This window comes from Streptomyces agglomeratus, assembly GCF_001746415.1.
GTDB classification, from domain to species: domain Bacteria; phylum Actinomycetota; class Actinomycetes; order Streptomycetales; family Streptomycetaceae; genus Streptomyces; species Streptomyces agglomeratus.
The window spans coordinates 6,954,047-6,973,018 of record NZ_MEHJ01000001.1 but is presented as its reverse complement, the minus strand read 5'-3'; the positions used below and the strand labels follow the sequence as shown (position 1 = coordinate 6,973,018).

The 18,972-nt window shown below is 71.8% G+C and carries 20 protein-coding genes; 5 read left to right on the top strand and 15 right to left on the bottom strand.

Annotation, left to right across the window (positions count from 1 at the left end; genetic code table 11):
• Positions 1–38: 38 nt before the first annotated feature.
• Both AS594_RS30500 and AS594_RS30495 read right to left on the bottom strand, forming a co-directional pair.
• Complete coding sequence (locus AS594_RS30500; RefSeq protein WP_069935556.1) at positions 39–548, bottom strand: tetratricopeptide repeat protein; 510 nt, start codon at positions 546–548, stop codon at positions 39–41.
• A gap of 74 nt (positions 549–622) precedes the next feature.
• Positions 623–1,579, bottom strand: coding sequence for an ROK family protein (locus AS594_RS30495; RefSeq protein ID WP_069930025.1), 957 nt, complete (start codon positions 1,577–1,579; stop codon positions 623–625).
• A 214-nt stretch (positions 1,580–1,793) separates the two neighbouring features.
• Here AS594_RS30495 and AS594_RS30490 point away from each other — a divergent pair, with 214 nt between their 5' ends.
• Positions 1,794–2,783 (top strand): LacI family DNA-binding transcriptional regulator, encoded by a 990-nt coding sequence (locus tag AS594_RS30490; protein WP_176733187.1) that lies wholly within the window; start codon positions 1,794–1,796, stop codon positions 2,781–2,783.
• Between the two features lie 177 nt (positions 2,784–2,960).
• On the opposite strand, the gene AS594_RS30485 is transcribed toward AS594_RS30490, so the two are convergent.
• From AS594_RS30485 to AS594_RS30460, 6 genes are all read right to left on the bottom strand, one after another.
• Complete coding sequence (locus AS594_RS30485; RefSeq protein WP_069935555.1) at positions 2,961–4,772, bottom strand: serine/threonine-protein kinase; 1,812 nt, start codon at positions 4,770–4,772, stop codon at positions 2,961–2,963.
• A gap of 79 nt (positions 4,773–4,851) precedes the next feature.
• A complete protein-coding gene (locus tag AS594_RS30480) occupies positions 4,852–6,141 on the bottom strand; it encodes a DUF6986 family protein (RefSeq protein ID WP_069930022.1) in 1,290 nt (429 codons plus the stop codon).
• Between the two features lie 162 nt (positions 6,142–6,303).
• Positions 6,304–7,266: an electron transfer flavoprotein subunit alpha/FixB family protein gene (locus tag AS594_RS30475; RefSeq protein ID WP_069930021.1), complete on the bottom strand. Its 963-nt coding sequence runs from the start codon at positions 7,264–7,266 to the stop codon at positions 6,304–6,306.
• 57 nt (positions 7,267–7,323) lie between these two features.
• A complete protein-coding gene (locus AS594_RS30470) occupies positions 7,324–8,109 on the bottom strand; it encodes an electron transfer flavoprotein subunit beta/FixA family protein (protein WP_069935554.1) in 786 nt (261 codons plus the stop codon).
• A 210-nt stretch (positions 8,110–8,319) separates the two neighbouring features.
• Complete coding sequence (locus tag AS594_RS30465) at positions 8,320–8,811, bottom strand: flavin reductase family protein (RefSeq protein ID WP_069930019.1); 492 nt, start codon at positions 8,809–8,811, stop codon at positions 8,320–8,322.
• A complete protein-coding gene (locus AS594_RS30460; RefSeq protein WP_069932079.1) occupies positions 8,808–9,134 on the bottom strand; it encodes a TlpA family protein disulfide reductase in 327 nt (108 codons plus the stop codon). Before AS594_RS30460 ends, AS594_RS30465 begins: the two co-directional genes overlap by 4 nt.
• 228 nt (positions 9,135–9,362) lie before the next feature.
• Here AS594_RS30460 and AS594_RS30455 point away from each other — a divergent pair, with 228 nt between their 5' ends.
• Positions 9,363–10,085 carry a lysophospholipid acyltransferase family protein gene (locus tag AS594_RS30455; protein ID WP_069930018.1) on the top strand — a complete coding sequence of 241 codons (723 nt, stop codon included), beginning with the start codon at positions 9,363–9,365 and terminating at the stop codon, positions 10,083–10,085.
• Positions 10,086–10,091: 6 nt separating this feature from the next.
• Here AS594_RS30455 and AS594_RS30450 read toward each other — a convergent pair whose 3' ends face one another.
• From AS594_RS30450 to AS594_RS30425, 6 genes are all read right to left on the bottom strand, one after another.
• Positions 10,092–10,691, bottom strand: coding sequence for a transglutaminase-like domain-containing protein (locus AS594_RS30450; protein ID WP_069930017.1), 600 nt, complete (start codon positions 10,689–10,691; stop codon positions 10,092–10,094).
• An 86-nt stretch (positions 10,692–10,777) separates the two neighbouring features.
• Positions 10,778–11,863, bottom strand: coding sequence for a threonine aldolase family protein (locus AS594_RS30445; RefSeq protein ID WP_069930016.1), 1,086 nt, complete (start codon positions 11,861–11,863; stop codon positions 10,778–10,780).
• The gene (locus AS594_RS30440; protein WP_069930015.1) at positions 11,860–12,627 is read right to left on the bottom strand and encodes an SDR family NAD(P)-dependent oxidoreductase; all 768 of its coding nucleotides are present in this window, start codon (positions 12,625–12,627) and stop codon (positions 11,860–11,862) included. Before AS594_RS30440 ends, AS594_RS30445 begins: the two co-directional genes overlap by 4 nt.
• Positions 12,628–12,653: 26 nt before the next feature.
• A complete protein-coding gene (locus AS594_RS30435) occupies positions 12,654–14,051 on the bottom strand; it encodes a DUF6421 family protein (RefSeq protein ID WP_069935553.1) in 1,398 nt (465 codons plus the stop codon).
• Positions 14,052–14,132: 81 nt separating this feature from the next.
• Positions 14,133–15,134, bottom strand: coding sequence for an alpha/beta hydrolase (locus AS594_RS30430; RefSeq protein ID WP_240509109.1), 1,002 nt, complete (start codon positions 15,132–15,134; stop codon positions 14,133–14,135).
• Positions 15,131–16,258 carry an LLM class flavin-dependent oxidoreductase gene (locus tag AS594_RS30425; protein WP_069935552.1) on the bottom strand — a complete coding sequence of 376 codons (1,128 nt, stop codon included), beginning with the start codon at positions 16,256–16,258 and terminating at the stop codon, positions 15,131–15,133. The genes AS594_RS30430 and AS594_RS30425 overlap by 4 nt, the downstream gene beginning before the upstream one ends.
• 65 nt (positions 16,259–16,323) lie before the next feature.
• Here AS594_RS30425 and AS594_RS30420 point away from each other — a divergent pair, with 65 nt between their 5' ends.
• Both AS594_RS30420 and AS594_RS30415 read left to right on the top strand, forming a co-directional pair.
• Complete coding sequence (locus tag AS594_RS30420; RefSeq protein WP_069935551.1) at positions 16,324–16,944, top strand: PadR family transcriptional regulator; 621 nt, start codon at positions 16,324–16,326, stop codon at positions 16,942–16,944.
• Positions 16,945–17,095: 151 nt separating this feature from the next.
• Positions 17,096–17,779 carry a glycerophosphodiester phosphodiesterase gene (locus AS594_RS30415; RefSeq protein ID WP_069930011.1) on the top strand — a complete coding sequence of 228 codons (684 nt, stop codon included), beginning with the start codon at positions 17,096–17,098 and terminating at the stop codon, positions 17,777–17,779.
• A gap of 124 nt (positions 17,780–17,903) precedes the next feature.
• On the opposite strand, the gene AS594_RS30410 is transcribed toward AS594_RS30415, so the two are convergent.
• Positions 17,904–18,464 carry a GNAT family N-acetyltransferase gene (locus AS594_RS30410; RefSeq protein ID WP_069935550.1) on the bottom strand — a complete coding sequence of 187 codons (561 nt, stop codon included), beginning with the start codon at positions 18,462–18,464 and terminating at the stop codon, positions 17,904–17,906.
• Positions 18,465–18,533: 69 nt separating this feature from the next.
• Between AS594_RS30410 and AS594_RS30405 the strand changes: the two genes are divergently transcribed.
• Positions 18,534–18,920, top strand: coding sequence for a VOC family protein (locus AS594_RS30405; protein ID WP_069935549.1), 387 nt, complete (start codon positions 18,534–18,536; stop codon positions 18,918–18,920).
• The last annotated feature ends 52 nt before the right edge of the window (positions 18,921–18,972 follow it).

The following is an 18,972-nucleotide window of genomic DNA, read 5'->3' as shown; positions in this document are numbered from 1 at the left end:
CGCGCCGGAAGCGGCGGTTCCCGTCCCGACGGCAGTGGTTACGGCTGTTCCGTGGCGTCGAGGTCGTCGGCGTACTGCTCGATGGCGCGACGGTAGCTCCGTACCCGGGGGTCCTCGCTCGTGGCCGCGAGGGCCTTGAGCAGGGTCCGTACGGCTTCGCGGCCTTCACCGGTGTTGTACAGGGCCATGGCCAGGAAGGACTCCAGGGCCGGGTCCCGCGGGAATTCCGCCAGCCCGCGGCGCAGGGTGCGCAGAGCCGGTTCGTAGCGGCCGAGCACGCGGTAGGTGCTGCCGAGGCCGAGAAAGACGCCGTGGCGGTCTTCGGCGGGCAGGCCGGGGACAGCGAGGGTGCGCTCGTAGAACGGCACGGCCTCGCGCTCCAGGCCGAGTACGTCGTGCGCCCACGCCGTCTGGTAGGCGATCTCCGCGTCCTGCGGGTACCGCTCGGACAGGGCCACCAGCCGGACCCGCGCCTCGGCGGCCCGGCCCTCCTCGCGCAGCCGTACCGCCTGCGACAGGGCCGCGTCCCGCTCTTGATCACCGTTCACGCGCCCACGCTCGCACAGCGCGACGCGGCGGACAAGCCCTTGGCCCTCTGTCACGTCACGGTTGCCAGGGGCCGTCAGCCGACGTACGCCGACGCTCCGGGCCTGCCGCCGAGCAGGGCGGCGGCCGCCGCGCCCACCAGACCCGCGTCGGTTCCGGTCAGGGCCGGAGAGACCTTCAGGCGCCGGACGAAGGAGAGCGTGGCGTACTCGTCGAGCGCGTGGCGCAGCGGCGCGAAGAGTACGTCGCCCGCGCCCGCCACTCCCCCGCCGACGACGGCGATCTCGATCTCGACGAGCGTCGCGGTGGCGGCGATGCCGGCGGCCAGCGCCTGGGCGGCCCGCCGGTAGGAAGCCACGGCGACCGGGTCTCCGGCGCGGGCGGCCGCCGCCACGGCGGCCGCGGTGACGTCACCGTCCGGTCCCGGGCGCCAGCCCCGGTCGAGTGCCCGGCGGGCGATGTTGGGACCGCTGGCGATGCGCTCCACACAGCCGCGCGATCCGCACGGGCACACGTCGCCGTCGAGGTCGACGCTGATGTGACCGATGTGGCCCGCGTTGCCCGTGGGCCCCCGGTGGAGCCGCCCGTCCAGGACCAGGCCGCCGCCGACGCCGGTGGAGACGACCAGGCACAGCGCGTTGTCGTAACCGCGGGCCGCACCCTGCCAGTGCTCGGCGGCGGTCATCGCCACGCCGTCGCCGACGAGCGTGACCGGCCGGCCGCCCACGGCCATGCGCACCCGCTCGACCAGGGGGAAGTCGCGCCAGCCGGGGACGTTGACCGGACTGACCGTGCCGGCGGAGGCGTCCACGGGTCCCGCGCTGCCGATGCCGACGGCCGACGCGCGCTCCCACAGGGGCGAGGCCGTCAGCTGGGCCAGCACCGCTCCGACGGCGCGCATCACGCTCTCGCCGTCCTCGCGCGCGGGCGTCGGCCGCTGCGCGCGCAGGAGAATGCGGCCGTCACCGTCCACCAGCGCGCCGGCGATCTTGGTGCCGCCGATGTCGAGAGCGGCGACGAGGTCGGTGTGCATCGGTGTCGGATCTCCAGGCGAGGCGGGGACGGAGCGGGGGACAGGGCAGGGGTGTGGCAGGTCAGAGCCAGTCTCCATTCAGTTGACAACGTTGTCCAGGGCCTATGCTCGACGCCACACGTTCGAACGCCGACCGCACCCGACCAGGACAGGACATCGCACTGTGGCCGAGACCGACAGCCGCCCCGAGCTCCGTTACAGCAACAGGCCGACGATGAAGGACGTCGCCGCCCGTGCCGGAGTGGGTCTCAAGACGGTTTCGCGTGTCGTGAACGGCGAACCGGGCGTCACGCCCGACACCGAGCAGCGCGTGCAGGAGGCGATCGAGGCGCTGGGCTTTCGCCGCAACGACAGCGCGCGTGTCCTGCGCAAGGGCCGCACCGCGAGCATCGGCCTGGTCCTGGAGGACCTCGCGGACCCGTTCTACGGGCCGCTGAACCGCGCCGTCGAGGAAGTGGCCCGCGCCCACGGCGCCCTGCTCATCAACGGATCGAGCGCCGAGGACCCGGCCCGCGAGCAGGAGTTGGTGCTCGCCCTGTGCGCCCGGCGCGTCGACGGACTGATCGTGATCCCGGCCGGTGACGACCACCGCTACCTGGAGCCGGAGATCGCGGCGGGCGTCGCCACCGTCTTCGTGGACCGCCCCGCCGGGAAGATCGACGCGGACGTGGTGCTCTCCGACAGCTTCGGCGGCGCGCGGGAAGGCGTCGCGCACCTGATCGGGCACGGCCATCGCCGCATCGGCTTCATCGGCGACCAGCCGCGCATCCACACCGCCAACGAGCGGCTCCGGGGCTATTACGCCGCGATGGAGGAGGCAGGGCTGCCCGCCGACGACGCGTGGGTGTCACTCGGCAGCACGGCTCCGGAGCGGGTGACGGAGGCGGTCACCGCGATGCTGGACGGCCCGGAGCCCGTCACCGCCGTCTTCGCGGGCAACAACCGGGTGACGGTGACGGCGGTTCGCGTGCTCGCCGGCCGGGAGCGTCCGGTCGCCCTGGTCGGGTTCGACGACATCGAGCTCGCGGACCTGCTCAGGCCCGGCCTCACCGTCGTCGCGCAGGACGCCACGCTGCTGGGCCGCACGGCGGCCGACCGCCTGTTCCGCCGCCTCGACGGCGCGAACGACGCGCCCGCTCGCGTGGAGCTGCCGACGCGCCTCATCGCGCGCGGGTCGGGCGAGATCCCGCCGTGGACACCGTGAGCCCGTCCAGCGCGCACGCCGGAGACGCCGTGAGCCGGGCCGGAGACGCCGTGAGCCGGTCCAGGGCGCACGCCGGGGCCCGCGCACCGGGTCGCCCGTCCCATCCACGGCGTTCCCCGGCGCCCGTGCCGTCGGACGGCCCGCTCACGGCGCACCGCGAAGCCGTGCCGGCGGGTCTCAGCAGACCGGCAGGCCGGGCACCGGCTCGTCGTTCTTGCCGCCCTTGATGTAGACGTCGCTGACGAAGACGTTGGTGTTGCCGCTGTCGTCGTCGGTCTTGGCCCACCAGACGTTCGTCCACTCGCCGGAGGTCTCCCGGCGGCCGAGGTTCTGCTGGCAGTAGAAGTAGTTGGTGCCGGCGTTCAGCCGGCCCGCCTCGGCGCCGGACGCCGTGTAGGACTTCGCGCCCTGCCACACCGTGCAGTTGTACTTGCCGCCGCCGATGCTGTGGCAGACGGGCTCCGGCGCGGGATCGCCGGGGCCGCTTCCGCCGCCGGTCGGCGTGGGACCCGACCCGCCGCTTCCGGCCCCGCCGGTCGTGGCGCCGGCCGGGTCGCCCGCCCCGCCCGAGGTGTCGGAGCCGCCGGAGGAGCCGGACGTACCGTCGTCGTCGGCGCCGGAATCCTTGCCGGAGTCGCCCGGCTCACCGGCGTCGTCGGAGCCCCGGCCGTCCTCGTCGCCCGCCGGTGGTTTCGCGTCCGGGCGCGGGCTCTTGCCGGTGTCCTGCCCGGCGGCCCCGGTTCCGGCCGGTTTCTTCGCCGCGGACGGCTCGCCGCCCACCGGGATGCTGCCGAGGCCCCGGGGCGAACCGCTCTCGCCCGTTCCCTTCGCCGACTCGCTGGACGCCGTCTCCGAACGCTCCGTGAGGACGTACGTCACGCCGCCGCCGGCCAGCAGGACCGCCGCGACACCGGCCGCCACGAGGGCCGCCCTGCCGCGTCCGGGCCTGCGCCCCGGTGCCGCGCCGGCGACGGGCGAAGGCGTGGTGACATGAGCCGGCGGTACGGGCCGGACGGAGTGGACCGGCGGTGCGGTCTGCGGGGCGCCCGCCGGGCCGAACCCCTCCGGCCGGTGCGGCAGTACGTCGCGCACGGTCGCCTCTCGGGGCACCTCGTCGCCCCGGAGGCCGACGCCCGGCGCCGCCGTGTCCCGGCCGTCGGCGACGGCGGTGAGCATCCTCGCCGCCTCCTCGGCGTCGGGGCGCTGCGCCGGGTCCTTGGCCATCAGGCGCTGGAGTACGGGCCCGAGCGGCCCGGAACGGCGCGGCTCCGGCAGTGGTTCCACGACGATCGCGGTCAGCGTCGACCAGGTCGACGTACGGCGGAACGGAGAGCCGCCCTCCACCGCCGCGTACAGCGTCGCGCCGAGCGCCCAGACGTCGGACGCGGGGCCCGGCTCCTGACCCTGGGCGCGCTCGGGCGCCAAGTAGTCGAGGGAGCCGACCAGTTCCCCGCTGCGGGTCAGGTGCGTCGCGGAGCCGTCGCCGGGGTCGTCCATCGCGGCGATCCCGAAGTCGGTCAGGACGACGCGGCCACTGGTGCGTTCGAGCAGCACATTGCCCGGCTTCACGTCGCGGTGCAGCACTCCGGCGCGGTGCGCGGCGGCCAGCGCCTCCAGCACCCGGGCGCCGATGGACGCGGCTTCGCGCGGGTCCAGCAGACCCCGTTCGCTCAGTACGTCGTCCAGGGAGGGCCCGTCGACGAGTTCCATGACGATGACCGGGCGGCCCTCGTGCTCGGTGACGTCGTGGACGGCGACGACTCCGGGATGGCGCACGCGGGCGGCGGCCCGCGCCTCGCGCTGCATCCGGATGCGCAGGCCCTCCAGTTCGGGGCCCGACGAGTCGTTGTACGTCCGCAGTTCCTTGACCGCGACCTCGCGGCCGAGCACCTCGTCGACGGCGCGCCAGACGACGCCCATGCCGCCCCGGCCGAGCTGCTCGACCACTCTGTAGCGGCCGGCCAACCGCTCGTTCTCCCCCGTAGCCACCGCTGCCCCGTTCCCTGTGCTCCGCTGTCCGACTGAGACCGGGGTACAGAGTACGGGGCAGTGGTGACAGCGCCGGACCCTACTGGGCGGTGGCGGTGAGGTCTCCGCGGCGCGGTGAGGCGAAGCCGTCGAGGTCGGCGCGGGTCAGACCGGTGAGCCGGGCGACCTCGGCGGTGTCCAGCGCGCCGCAGTCGATGCCGCGCAGCAGGTAACCGCTGAGCGCCTTGGCGGTCGCGGGCTCGTCCATCACGTCGCCGCCGGCGTGGTTGACGTACGCGGCCAGGCGCGCGGCGGCCTGCTCGTAGCCCTCGCGGTAGAAGGCGAACACGGCGGCGTAACGCGTGGGGATGTGGGCCGGGTGCATGTCCCAGCCCTGGTAGTACGCGCGGGCCAGGGCGCGGCGGGTGAGGCCGTAGTGCAGGCGCCAGGCTTCGTGGACGTGCTCGGTGGAGCCCACGGGCAGGACGTTGGTGGAGCCGTCGGAGACGCGTACGCCGGTGCCCGCGGCGGCGACCTGCATGATCGCCTTGGCGTGGTCGGCGGCGGGGTGGTCGCTGGCCTGGTAGGCGGCGCTGACGCCGAGGCAGGCGCTGTAGTCGAACGTGCCGTAGTGGAGGCCAGTGGCGCGGCCCTCGGCGGCGCCGATCATCCGGGCCACGGCGGCGGTGCCGTCGGCGGCCAGGATGGACTGGCTGGTCTCGATCTGGATCTCGAAGCCGATGCGGCCCGCGTCCAGGCCGCGCGCCTTCTCGAACTCCTCGACCAGGCGCACCATCGCGGTGACCTGCTCCGGGTAGGTGACCTTGGGCAGCGTGAGGACGAGCCCGTCCGGCAGGCCGCCGGACTCCATCAGGCCGGTGAGGAAAATGTCGAGGGTGCGGATGCCCCGGTCGCGTACCGCCGCCTCCATGCACTTCATGCGGATGCCCATGTACGGGGCCGCCGTGCCGTTGGCGTACGCCTCGCTGATCAGCCGGGCGGCGCGGGCGGCGTCGGCGTCCTCGTCCCTGCCGCTGTAGCCGTCCTCGAAGTCGACGCGCAGGTCCTCGATGGGCTCGCGCTCCAGTTTGGCCCGTACGCGGTCGTACACCGGACCCGCGAGGTCGTCGGAGAGGCCGAGGACGGCGGCGAGTGAGGCCGCGTCCGGGGCGTGCTCGTCGAGCGCGGCGAGGGCCCGGTCGCCCCAGGAACGGACGGTGTCGGCGGCGAAGACGTCACCGGGTACGTAGACCGTGTGTACGGGCTGGCGGGTGCCGGGGTCTCCCGGGTAACGGCGGGCCAGCTCCTCGTCGACCGGTACGAGGGAGGCGCTGATGCCCTCGCTGACCGCGCCCGCGAGGCTTGTCGCCACCTTCTCCTGCTGACCCATGACCTACCCTCCAGTTTTCCGCTGCACGGAATCAATAATCCGCATGGCGAAGTTAACGGCCGGTCGCGACCTGCGTCAATGGTCTCCCGAAAGCAGCCGGGGCCGCGCGGTGAAGATCACCACGCGGCCCCGGTCCGTTACCGCTCAGCACTGCTTCGCAGGTCAGCCCTTGCGGGTCTTGACCTCTTCGGTCAGCTGCGGGACGACCGCGAAGAGGTCGCCGACGACGCCATAGTCGACGAGGTCGAAGATCGGGGCCTCGGCGTCCTTGTTGATGGCGACGATCGTCTTCGACGTCTGCATGCCGGCCCGGTGCTGGATCGCGCCGGAGATGCCCGAGGCGATGTACAGCTGCGGGGAGACCGACTTGCCGGTCTGGCCGACCTGGTTGGAGTGCGGGTACCAGCCTGCGTCCACGGCGGCGCGCGAGGCGCCGACAGCGGCGCCGAGCGAGTCGGCGAGCTCCTCGATGACGTGGAAGTTCTCGGCGCCGTTGACGCCGCGGCCACCGGAGACCACGATCGCGGCCTCGGTCAGCTCCGGGCGGCCGGTGGACTCGCGCGGCGTGCGCGCCACGACCTTGGTGCCGGTCGCGTTCTCACCGAAGGAGACGGAGAGCGCCTCGACGGTGCCGGCGGCCGGTGCGGCCTCGACCGGCGCCGAGTTCGGCTTGACGGTGATGACCGGCGTGCCCTTGGAGACACGGGACTTGGTGGTGTACGAGGCGGCGAACACGGCCTGCGTGGCCACCGGGCCCTCGTCGCCGGCTTCGAGGTCGACGGCGTCCGTGATGATGCCGGAGCCGATGCGGACCGCGAGGCGGGCCGCGATCTCCTTGGCCTCGGCCGAGGACGGGACGAGTACGGCGACCGGGGAGACGGCGTCGTACGCGGCCTGGAGCGCGTCCACCTTCGGTACGACGAGGTAGTCGGAGAACTCGGGGGCGTCGGCGGTGAGGACCTTGACGGCGCCGTGCTGGGCGAGCGTCTCGGCGGTGGCCTCCGCGCCGTTGCCGAGGGCGACGGCGACGGGCTCGCCGATACGGCGGGCGAGCGTCAGCAGTTCGAGGGTGGGCTTGCGGACGGCACCGTCCACGTGGTCGACGTAGACGAGAACTTCAGCCATGGGAATGCTCTCCTGCGAGTGCGAAGAAGAAAGGGGGCAGTTGGGGGCGCGCGAGACCTAGATGAACTTCTGGCCCGCGAGGAACTCGGCCAGCTGCTTGCCGCCCTCGCCCTCGTCCTTGACGATCGTGCCCGCGGTGCGTGCCGGGCGCTCGGTGGCGGAGTCGACCTTGGTCCAGGAACCCTCGAGGCCGACCTCGTCGGCGTCGATCTCCAGGTCGCCCAGGTCCAGGGACTCCACCGGCTTCTTCTTGGCGGCCATGATGCCCTTGAAGGACGGGTAGCGAGCCTCGCCCGACTGGTCCGTCACGGACACGACGGCCGGCAGGGAAGCCTCCAGCTGCTCGCTCGCGGCGTCGCCGTCACGGCGGCCCTTGACGGTGCCGTCCTCGACGGAGACCTCGGAGAGCAGCGTGACCTGCGGGACGCCCAGGCGCTCGGCGAGGATCGCCGGGAGGACACCCATGGTGCCGTCCGTCGACGCCATGCCGCAGATGACCAGGTCGTAACCGGTCTTCTCGATGGCCTTCGCGAGCACCAGCGAGGTGCCCATGACGTCGCTGCCGTGCAGGTCGTCGTCCTCGACGTGGACGGCCTTGTCGGCACCCATGGACAGCGCCTTGCGCAGGGCGTCCTTGGCGTCCTCGGGACCGACGGTCAGCACGGTGATCTCCGCGTCGTCGGCCTCGTCGGCGATCTGGAGCGCCTGCTCGACGGCGTACTCGTCGAGCTCCGACAGCAGGCCGTCGACGTCGTCGCGGTCGACGGTCAGGTCCTCGGCGAAGTGCCGGTCGCCGGTGGCGTCGGGCACGTACTTCACACAGACAACGATCCTCAAGCTCACGCCGGCTCTCCTACTGCATCGTCTATTTCTTGACTGCCTCGTTGCAGGCAGCATAGGCGCCTGAAGGGGCGGATCCCGGTCGGGGCCAACCCCGCTCCGACTGGAATATTACTCGTCAGTACATCCAGAGCGTTCCCAGTAAGCAAGCGCTTTGAACTGTGACCTTGCCAACTCTGCGTAATCGGCGGTAATCGGCGGCCCCGGGAACTCTCAGTCCCTCAGCGCGTTGAAGCGTCCCTGGTGGTACAGCAGCGGCCGGCCGTGTCCCGCGGGGTCTCCGGCGACGGCCTGACCGAGCACGATCCGATGATCCCCCGCCGGCACGCGCGCCACCACACGGCACACCAGCCACGCCAGTACGCCGTCGAGCAGGGGCACCCCCTCGGGACCCGTACGCCACACGGTGGGCGGCGCGAAACGGTCGGCGCCACTGCGGGCGAACGTGGCCGCCAGGTCCCGCTGGTCCTCGCGGAGTATGTGGACGCCGATGTGCCCGGCCTCGGCCAGCACCGGCCAGCAGGACGAGCCGGTGCCCACGCCGAAGGAGATCATCGGCGGATCGGCGGCGACGGAATTGAGCGAGGTGGCCGTGAAGCCGACGGGCCGTTCGCCCCGCGCGGTGATCACCGCCACCCCGGCGGCGTGCTGCCGGAACACCGAGCGCAGCAGGTCCGGAGAGGCCACCTGGGCCGGCCCGGTCATACGGCGCGGCCGAGGGCTGCGATGACGTCGGCCCGGCGCGGCTGCCCGGAGGCGCGCCGCACGACCCGGCCGCCCGCGTCGAGCACGAGCACGGTGGGCGTGGCGAGGATGCCGAGTTCGCGTACGAGATCGAGCCGCGCCTCCGCGTCGATCTCCACGTGCGCGACGCCTTCGACCATGTCCGCCACTTCCGCGAGCGTCCTGCGCGTGGCGCGGCAGGGCTGGCAGAACGCGCTCGAGAACTGCACGAGTGTCGCCCGCTCCCCCGGCTCCGCGCCCAGTTCGGCCGCGCTCAGTCGCGTACCGCCGTCGTGCCCTGACACCTTCGCCTCCTGCTGATCTCCGCCGCTTCCCGCGTCTGTGTTTCCAGCGTTCACCAAGGAGAGACGATTCCTCATGTTTCCGTACGTGACGAGAATCTCGCGCATGAACGCCGCCAGGACTGGCTACTCGGCCGCTCATGGGGCACGATCTGCCCAATGCGGCTGAACCTACGGCTGCGTAACCTCGCCGGGAGAGCCCTCCCCGGGCACAGAAGGGTCACCCCTGACATGGCAGAACTCGTCTATCGACCGGTCATCGGTGCCGCACTCACGCTGTTCAAGGCGCTGGACCTGAAGATCGACACGCAGGGTTCTGAGAACATCCCCCGCACCGGGGGCGCCGTACTGGTGAGCAATCACATCAGCTACCTGGACTTCATCTTCTCGGGACTCGGCGCGCTGCCGCAGAAGCGTCTGGTGCGTTTCATGGCGAAGGACTCGGTCTTCCGCCACAAGATCTCCGGACCGCTGATGCGCGGCATGAAGCACATCCCCGTGGACCGCAAGCGTGGCGAGGCGGCGTACGCACACGCCCTCGACTCGCTGCGCTCGGGCGAGATCATCGGCGTGTTCCCGGAGGCGACGATCTCCGAGTCCTTCACGCTCAAGAGCTTCAAGTCGGGTGCCGCGCGCATGGCCCAGGAGGCCGGCGTGCCGCTGATCCCGATGGCCCTGTGGGGCACTCAGCGCATCTGGACCAAGGGCAGGCCGCGCAACTTCGGCCGCAACCACATCCCGGTGACGATACGGGTCGGTGAGCCGATGGACGCGCCCACGGACGAGTTCGCGGGCGCCATCACGCGCCGGCTGCGCGGCCGCGTGCAGGAGCTGCTCGAAGCCGCCCAGCGCGCGTATCCCGTACGCCCGAAGAACGCCGAGGACACCTGGTGGATCCCGGCCCACCTCGGCGGTTCGGCGCCCACCCCGGCGCAGGTGCGCGAAGCCGGCTGACGCGGCTCACAGTGCGGCGGGGAGCGTCCGCCAGAGGTACGGCCGGTCCGGAGCCGCGCGCAGGGCGCCGAGGACGGCCGGATGCGGTGCGGCGTACAGCACCGGGTAGTCCACCTCGCCGCACTCCGGGCGTACCGCGAACGCCAGCCGCTCCCCGTCCACGGAGAACCGCGCGTCCACGCCGGGCTTGTTGCCCCGCGGGTCCTGGCGGTGCCAGCCGTCGCGCCCGGGAAGTCCAACCGCGACGAGCCCGTGGATCACGGGATTCGCGCCGTCGTCGTCCGCGAGCCGCTGGTAGCACAGGCCGGTCGGCACGCCCTCGGCGCGCAGCAGCGCGGCGAGCGCGTGGGACTTGGCGTAACAGATCCCGGTGCGCCGCGCGAGGACGTCGGAGGCCCGCCAGGTGACGCGTGTGTCGCCCGTGTCCTGGGAGTGCGGGATGGTGTCGCGTACGAATTCGAAGGCCGCTTCGGCGTATGCGTATGCGTCGGGCGCATGGGAGCGCAGCCGGGCCGCGGTCTCCCGCACCAGCGGATGCTCATGGTCGATTGCTTCGTCGGCGGCCAAATAAGCCGCCGAATCGAGCACTTCCTGGATCAGGTCCATGACAGCGGAGCGTACGTAAGCGACCGGCCGGAAGTCAATGACTTTCCGGCCGGTCGCATATTTATGCATCATGCTGGCTGGAGGCGCTACCTGGCCATCTCTTCCTTGAGCGCCTGCACGAAGCCGTCGACGTCGTCCTCCATGGTGTCGAACGAGCACATCCAGCGGACGTCCCCGGCCGCCTCGTTCCAGAAGTAGAAGCGGAAGTGCTTCTGGAGCCGCTCGCTGACGTCGTGGGGCAGCCGCGCGAAGACGGCATTGGCCTGCACCGGGTAGAGGATCTCGACGCCGTCCACCTGGCGCACGCCGTCGGCGAGCCGCTGGGCCATGGCGTTGGCGTGGCGCGCGTTGCGCAGCCACAGGTCGCGCGCGAGCATCGCCTCCAGCTGCACCGACACGAAGCGCATCTTGGACGCGAGCTGCATCGACAGCTTGCGCAGGTGCTTCATGGCGCGCACAGCGTCCGGGTTGAGGACGACGATCGCCTCGCCGAACATCATGCCGTTCTTCGTACCGCCGAAGGACATGATGTCCACGCCCACGGCGTTGGTGAAGGTCCGCATCGGTACGTCGAGCGAGGCCGCCGCGTTGGATATCCGGGCCCCGTCGAGGTGCACCTTCATGCCGTGCGCGTGCGCGTGCTCGCAGATCGCGCGGATCTCGCCGGGCGTGTAGACCGTGCCGAGTTCCGTGTTCTGGGTGATCGACACGACCTGCGGCATCGCGCGGTGCTCGTCCTCCCAGCCGTACGCCTGCCGGTCGATCAGCTCGGGTGTGAGCTTGCCGTCCGGCGTCGGTACGGTCAGCAGCTTGAGGCCGCCCATCCGCTCCGGGGCGCCGCCCTCGTCCACGTTGATGTGCGCGGTCTCGGCGGCGATGACCGCCCCCCAGCGGTCGGTGACCGCCTGGAGGGCGACCACGTTGGCGCCGGTGCCGTTGAACACGGGGAACGCCTCGGCCGCCCCGCCGAAGTGGCTGCGGATGATCCGCTGGAGGTTCTCGGTGTAGTCGTCCTCGCCGTAGGCGACCTGGTGGCCGCCGTTGGCCAGGGCGACGGCGGCGAGCACCTCCGGGTGGGCGCCCGCGTAGTTGTCGCTCGCGAAGCCGCGCACCCGCGGGTCGTGGTGCCGGCGCGCGTCGGTCTTCGCCGCGTGCGTCGGGTCGGGATTCACGGCTTGGGAGTCAGCCACAGACGCTGTCCATTCACTTCACTGGCGGGCTGGTCCCAGACCCCGGCAATGGCCTCGGCCAGTTCCTTGACGTCCGTGAAGCCCGCGAACTTCGCGTTCGGGCGCTCGGCGCGCATCGCGTCGTGCACCAGTGCCTTGACCACCAGGATGGCAGCCGCCGTACGGGGGCCTTCCTCGCCCCCCGCCTTGCGGAACGCGTCGGCGAGCGCCAGCGTCCACGCCTCGGCGGCGGCCTTGGAGGCGGAGTACGCGGCGTTCCCCGCGGTGGGCTTGGAGGCGCCCGCGGCGCTGATCAGCAGGTAGCGGCCGCGGTCGCTGCGCAGGAGCGGGGCCTGGAAGGCGAGGGAGGTGTGCTGGACCGTACGGATCAGCAGCTTCTCCAGCAGGTCCCAGTCCGCGAGGTCCGTCTCGGCGAAGGTCGCGCTGCCGCGCCAGCCGCCGACGAGGTGGACCATGCCGTCGATGCGGCCGAATTCCTTCTCGGTCTTGTCCGCCCACTCACGCGTGGCGTCGAGGTCGAGCAGATCGACGGTGTCACCGGTGACGGTGGCGCCTCCGTGGGCGTACCGCGCGGCGTCGACGGCCTCGGCGAGGCGCGCGGGGTTGGCGTCCGAGCCGACCACGATCGCGCCCGCCTCGGCGAGCCTGAGCAGGGTGGCGCGGCCCGCGGGCCCGCCCGCTCCGGCCACCGCGACCACAGCGCCTTCCAGCGATCCCCCGTTGCCGTTGCCGATGCTGCTGGTCATGGTCGTCGCCTCCTGGTCGCGAGGGCTCACGCGGCCACCCGCTCGGCACTCGTCGCGGTGATCCCCTTGGTGGAGGCGATCACGTTCTTGAGCTTCTTGGAAAGGGCCTCATAGAACATGCTCAGCGGAAACTCGTCCGGAAGCACATCGTCCACGAGCTTGCGCGGGGGCAGCGACAGGTCCAGGGCGTCGGGGCCCTTGGCCCAGCGGGATCCGGGGTGCGGAGCGAGGTACGTCGACACCAGGTCGTACGCGGCGAACCAGTGGACCAGCTTCGGGCGGTCGATGCCGGCCCGGTAGAGGTCCTCGATCTCGGCGCAGAGCTGGTTGGTGACCTGGGGGGCCCGCTCCCAGTCGATCTTCAGCGTGTTGTCGGTCCAGCGCACCACGTCGTGCTTGTGCAGGTACGCGAAGAGCAGCTGGCCGCCGAGACCGTCGTAGTTGCGGTTACGGTCACCGCTGACCGGGAAGCGGAACATGCGGTCGAACAGCACGGCGTACTGGACGTCACGGCCGTGCGCGTTGCCCTCGGCCTCCAGCTTCACGGCCTCCTTGAAGGCGGTGAGGTCGCAGCGCAGCTCCTCCAGGCCGTACATCCAGAACGGCTGGCGCTGCTTGATCATGAAGGGGTCGAACGGCAGGTCGCCGTGGCTGTGGGTGCGGTCGTGGACCATGTCCCACAGGACGAACGCGTCCTGGCAGCGCTTCTGGTCGGAGACCATCGCGCGGATGTCGTCCGGCAGTTCGAGACCCAGGATGTCGACGGACGCCTCGGTGACACGGCGGAAGCGGGCGGCCTCGCGGTCACAGAAGATGCCGCCCCAGGTGAAGCGCTCGGGGGCTTCGCGGACGGCGATCGTCTCCGGGAAGAGAACGGCGGAGTGGGTGTCGTACCCGGGCGTGAAGTCCTCGAAGGTGATGCCGAGGAACATCGGGTTGTCGTAGCGCGTGCGCTCCAGCTCCGAGAGCCACTCGGGCCACACCATGCGCAGCACGACCGCTTCAAAGTTGCGGTCCGGGTTGCCGTTCTGCGTGTACATCGGGAAGACCACGAGGTGCTGAAGGCCGTCCGCGCGCTGCTGGGCGGGCTGGAAGGCGAGCAGCGAGTCGAGGAAGTCCGGGACGCCGAAGCCGCCCTCGACCCACTTGCGGAGGTCGGCGACGAGCGCGCGGTGGTACGCCGCGTTGTGGGGCAGCAGCGGTGCGAGCTCCTCGACGGCGCCGATCACGCGGTCGACGGTCGCCTCCGCCGTGGCGCGCGCCGGGGCGCCCTCGGCTTCGAAGTCGATGGAGCCGTCGGCCGACTGCCAGGGCCGGATCGCCTCCACGGCATTCTTGAGCTCGAGCCAGGCAGAGTGCTCGACCACACGCCGGGCATCGGATATGCCGTCGGCGACTGTGTCCTGCACAAGAATTTCCGTCATGTCACTTCCTCCACGGGAGAACCTCGCGTCAAGGCACCGTATAGGTGTTCCACTCTCCCATTCAAGCCCACCCCCCGTAAATTATCCTGCCGAGCCCCGGTGATCGCCGCGATTCTTCCTGTCTCCTGCCGTACGAGCGACCGCTTCTGCCACGCCGGACAGCGCGTCGCGGGCGTCCGCGAGAAGCCCGGGGAAGGCGAAGAACCCGTGGAACATTCCGGGGTAATGGCGCTCGGAGACCGGCACGCCGGCGGCCCGCAGCCGCTCCGCGTACGCCCGCCCCTCGTCGCACAGCGAGTCGCAGCCCGCCGTGACGAGGTGCGCGGGCGGCAGCCCGGAGAGGTCCGCGGCCCGCAGCGGGGATGCGTAGGGGTGGGCTTCGTCACCGTCCGGGCCCAGGTACTGCTCCCAGAACCAGCGCAGCGCGGCGGCCTCCATGAAGTAGCCCGTGGCGTTCGCGCGGTACGAACCGGTGTCCTGACCGGCGTCCGTGGCCGGGTAGACGAGCACCTGGAGGGCGGGAGCGGGGCCGCCGCGCTCCTTCGCGGCGAGTGCCACGACGGCCGCGAGAGTGCCGCCCGCGCTGTCTCCCGCCACGACGAGGGACCGGGGATCGCCGCCGAGCTCCCCGGCCCGGTTCGCGGCCCACACCAGGGCGGCGTACGCGTCTTCGACAGCGGCCGGGAAGGGGGCTTCCGGCGCGAGCCGGTAGTCCACCGAGACCAGCACGGCGCCCGACGCCCGGCACAGCTCCCGCAGCGAGGTGTCGTGGCTGTCCAGGCCACCGACGACCCAGCCGCCCCCGTGGTAGTAGACGACCGTGGGGCGCGGGCCCTGCCCCGCCGGCGGCCCGGGCCGGTAGATCCGCACCGGTACATCCGGGGCGCCCGGGGGGCCGGGCACGGTGCGGTCCTCCACCGAGCCCACCGGCGGCGGCTCCACCGCCGGGCGCGGTATCGCGTCGATGAGGCGCCTGGCCAGAACGGCGTCGGTCACGGAACCGCCCAGGTCCGGGAAGGCGGCGGCCATGACGTCGGCCAGGGCCCTGGCGTCGGGGTCGAGGCGGTCGGGTGCGGCCGTCACCGGGAGCTCTCCCTGAAATACGGAATGACCTTCTCGCCCCACTGCCGGAGGGTCTCCAGGCACGCTTCCTGCGGGACGGTGCCCATCTGAATCAGGCACATGATCTCGTCGGCCCCCGCGTCGCGCAGCCGTTCCACGTAGGCGATGGCGTCGTCGGCCGTGCCGTAGGCGTGGTCGGCGTTGAAGGTGGCCGTGGCGGCGGGACGTACCGGAATGCGGTGCTCGTGCAGCCGCGCGACGACCTGCTCGGCGGCCCTGCGCATTTCGGCCGCCTCGTCGGCGCCCTCGACCACCGCCTCGTCGGGGATGCCCGCGCCGCCGTACCAGTGGCCGATGGACTGGGCGAAGAAGCGCTGGCCGCGGGTGCCGACGCGCCGGGCCTCGTCGCGGTCGTCGAGCACGATCGTCGGACAGAGCACAGAGAAGTGGTCGTTGACGGCGGTCGAGACGAAGCAGTCCGGGGTACGGGCGGCGAGCGCGGCGTCGTACGCCGTGCGCATGAGCGCGATCGACTCAGGCCCGGCGAAGCCCATCACCAGGGCTCCGACGCCCAGTTCGGCGGCCCGGGCGAGGGTCTCGGTGCGGCTGCACGCGAGGAAGAGCGGCGGGTGCGGCGTCTGCTGGGGCCGGGGGAGGATCGGGTGCGGCGGGATGTCGATCAGCTCACCGTGATATTCGAGTTCTTCCTCCTGCCACGCCTTGCCGATGATCCGCAGCGCCTCCTCAACCTCCCGCGTCGTACGGTCCCGGTCGACGCCGCACAGCGAGGTCTCCTGCTCCGTACCACCGCGCCCGGCTCCCAGGTCGAGCCGCCCGCCGGAGAGCAGGTCGAGCATCGCGGCACGCTCGGCGACGCGGGCGGGGTGGTTGAAGTTGAACGGCATGCAGACGACGCCGTGGCCGATGCGGATGGTCGTGGTCCGCGCCGCCACCCAGGTCAGGAAGATCTCCGGGGCGGACATGTGCGCGTACCACTTGAGGGAATGGTGCTCGACGGCCCAGATCCGGTCGAATCCCATCCGCTCGGCGAGCACCGCCTGTTCGACGCTGTCGCGGATGACCTGGTGCTCGCGTTCGACGGTGGGGTCGGCCAGCTGGGCCTCGAAGATGACGGAGAACTGCACGGTGCCTCCAGGGGGTGCGGCCAGGGGGTTGCGTCCATGGGGCTGCTGCTATTTCAATTAGTCATATGACTAGTCGTCAGATAGCCAAGAAGCAAGACCCCGAACTGCCGGCCACCGCATGGGCGGTGCTCGGCCTCCTCTCCTTTCCGGGCGAGCGGACCGGTTACGAGCTCAAGAAGTGGGCGGACGCCTCACTGCGCTTCTTCTACTGGTCGCCCGCTATCAGTCAGATCTACGCGGAGCTGCGCCGCCTCGAATCCCTCGGCTACGCCACCTCCCGGCGCTCCGACCCGCAGGAGCCGCGCGCGAAGCGCCGGTACACGATCACGGCGACCGGCCGCGCGGCGCTCAGCGAGTGGGCGGACGGTTCCGGGGACGCGGGCCCGCCCGTTCTCAAGCACGCTCTTGTGCTGCGCGTCTGGCTGGGACATCTGGCGGACCCGGCACGCCTGCACGCGCGCGTGGCGGACCACATCGCCCGTACGAGAGGCGAATTGAAGGAGGTACGGGACGCCCTGGCCCACACCGAAGGGGTCTCGGAGTGGGCACATCCTCAGGTGGCGCTGCGCTGGAGCGAGCGGCAGCATCTGGCGGAGCTGGACCTGGCCGAGGAGATGCTGGCCGATCTGGAGCGGCTGAGCGCCGCGGCGGGTCAACGCGGGCAGGGCGCACCCACGCACGAGTGATGGAGCGGTGGACCGCCGACCCGATCACCGGTCCGGTCCCCGGGGCCGGCGCCCGAGCGGAGCACTCCGCTTCCCCGCGCGAGACGGGTTCCCTCGGGGAAGCGGGCCGTTAGGCTGCCCGGGAGCCGCCGTCGACGGAAGCGAGATTGCCTTGACTTTCCTCACCATCGGTCACCGTGGGGTCATGGGTGTCGAGCCGGAGAACACCCTCCGTTCCTTCGTCCGTGCCGAGCAGGCCGGTATGGACGCCATCGAGCTGGACCTGCATCTGAGCAAGGACGGCGCGCTCGTGGTCATGCACGACGCCGAGGTGGACCGTACGACCGACGGCCGGGGCGCCATCGCCGACCTGACCCTCGCGGAGCTGCGGGGACTCGACGCCGGACAGGGCGAGCGCGTCCCCCTTTTCGAAGAGGTCCTCGACGCGGTGCGCTCGCCGCTCCAGGCGGAGATCAAGGACGCGGCGGCGGCGCGGGCGCTGGCCGACGTGATGCACCGGCGGGATCTCGCGGGCCGTGTGGAGGTGTCGTCGTTCCACGACGAGGCGGTCGCCGAGATCGCGTCGCTGGTCCCGGGCGTACGGACGGCGCTGATCGCCAGCCGTTACGGCATCGACGTGGTGGACCGTGCGAAGGCGGTGGGCGCGGCGACGCTCGCGCTGAACATCCGCCGGCTCACCCTGGAGACGGTGGAACGCGCGCACGCGCAGGGCCTGCGGGTCATCGGCTGGGTGGTGAACACGCAGGATCATCTGCGGCTGGTACGGGCGCTGGAACTGGACGGTGCCACGACGGACTACCCGGAGATCCGCCGCACGGGCCGTTTCACGGCCTAGCCGCCGCCCGGCCGGGGCAGGCCCCCGGCCCCCCGCTCCTCGAACGCCTGCGGCGTCCGGAGGCCCGGGCTCGCGCCCCCGTCCGGGGCGGGGCAGCCCGGGCGAGACCCGCCGTCCGCGGGCGTCAGGCCAGCGCCTTGATCAGCAGCTCGAACTCCAGGTCGTCGCGCTGCGGCACGCCGAAACGCTCGTCGCCGTACGGGAAGGGGCTCGTCCTGCCCGTACGGCGGTAACCGCGCCGCTCGTACCAGGCGATGAGATCGTCCCGCACGGATATCACCGTCATGTGCATCTCGCGCACGCCCCACACCTCCCGCACGGTCCGCTCCGCCTCGGCGATGATCACCTTTCCGAGCCCCGCCCCCTGCATCCGCGGGCGGACCGCGAACATGCCGAAGTACGCCGCCTCCCCCCGGTGTTCGAGCTGGCAGCAGGCGACCAGCTCACCGCCCCGCTCGACCGTGAGCAGCCGGCTGTCCGGCGACTTGATCACATCGAGTACCCCTTCGGGGTCGGTCCGCTGCCCTTCGAGGATGTCCGCCTCCGTGGTCCATCCCGCACGGCTCGCGTCCCCCCGGTAGGCCGACTCGATGAGGGCGACGAGCGCGTCCACGTCGGCCTCGGTCGCATCGCGGAAGGTGAGCGCTTCGGCGGCCGGGCGCGCCGGGCTCGGGGTGGTCTCCATCAGGGCGCTCTCCAGATCTGTACGTCGGGTCGGGCGCCCCGAGCGTAACGCGCGCTAAGGTCCCGGTGCATGGTGCATGTACTGAGCAGCAGGACGCTTCTGCGGCCCACCGACCCGGAGCGTTCCCGCGCGTTCTACGGCGAGGCGCTGGGGCTCGCCGTCTACCGCGAGTTCGGCACGGGTCCGGAGCGCGGAACGGTGTACTTCCTCGGCGGCGGCTTCCTGGAGGTCTCCGGCCGCTCCGAGACGCCCCACTCCCCCGCCCTCCAGCTGTGGCTCCAGGTCGCGGACGCGGCGGCGGCGTACGACGAACTGTCCGGGCGGGGCGTCGAGGTGCTGCGCCCGCCGATCAGGGAGCCATGGGGGCTGATCGAGATGTGGATCGCCGATCCGGACGGCGTGCGCATCGCCGTCGTGGAGGTCCCCGCGGAGCACCCCCTGCGCTACCGCCCGTGACCCCGCGTACCCCGCGCACCCCGCGCGCTCGCGTAGGACGCCGCGCGCGCGG

Excerpts from the sequence above, each read along its gene's own strand:
- AS594_RS30495 (WP_069930025.1), bottom strand. The coding sequence starts at position 1,579 with ATGCACACCGACCTCGTCGCCGCTCTCGACATCGGCGGCACCAAGATC.
- AS594_RS30490 (WP_176733187.1), top strand. The coding sequence starts at position 1,794 with ATGAAGGACGTCGCCGCCCGTGCCGGAGTGGGTCTCAAGACGGTTTCG.
- AS594_RS30480 (WP_069930022.1), bottom strand. The coding sequence starts at position 6,141 with ATGGGTCAGCAGGAGAAGGTGGCGACAAGCCTCGCGGGCGCGGTCAGC.
- AS594_RS30475 (WP_069930021.1), bottom strand. The coding sequence starts at position 7,266 with ATGGCTGAAGTTCTCGTCTACGTCGACCACGTGGACGGTGCCGTCCGC.
- AS594_RS30465 (WP_069930019.1), bottom strand. The coding sequence starts at position 8,811 with ATGACCGGGCCGGCCCAGGTGGCCTCTCCGGACCTGCTGCGCTCGGTG.
- AS594_RS30455 (WP_069930018.1), top strand. The coding sequence starts at position 9,363 with ATGGCAGAACTCGTCTATCGACCGGTCATCGGTGCCGCACTCACGCTG.
- AS594_RS30450 (WP_069930017.1), bottom strand. The coding sequence starts at position 10,691 with ATGGACCTGATCCAGGAAGTGCTCGATTCGGCGGCTTATTTGGCCGCC.
- AS594_RS30440 (WP_069930015.1), bottom strand. The coding sequence starts at position 12,627 with ATGACCAGCAGCATCGGCAACGGCAACGGGGGATCGCTGGAAGGCGCT.
- AS594_RS30435 (WP_069935553.1), bottom strand. The coding sequence starts at position 14,051 with ATGACGGAAATTCTTGTGCAGGACACAGTCGCCGACGGCATATCCGAT.
- AS594_RS30420 (WP_069935551.1), top strand. The coding sequence starts at position 16,324 with ATGACTAGTCGTCAGATAGCCAAGAAGCAAGACCCCGAACTGCCGGCC.
- AS594_RS30410 (WP_069935550.1), bottom strand. The coding sequence starts at position 18,464 with ATGGAGACCACCCCGAGCCCGGCGCGCCCGGCCGCCGAAGCGCTCACC.
- AS594_RS30405 (WP_069935549.1), top strand. The coding sequence starts at position 18,534 with ATGGTGCATGTACTGAGCAGCAGGACGCTTCTGCGGCCCACCGACCCG.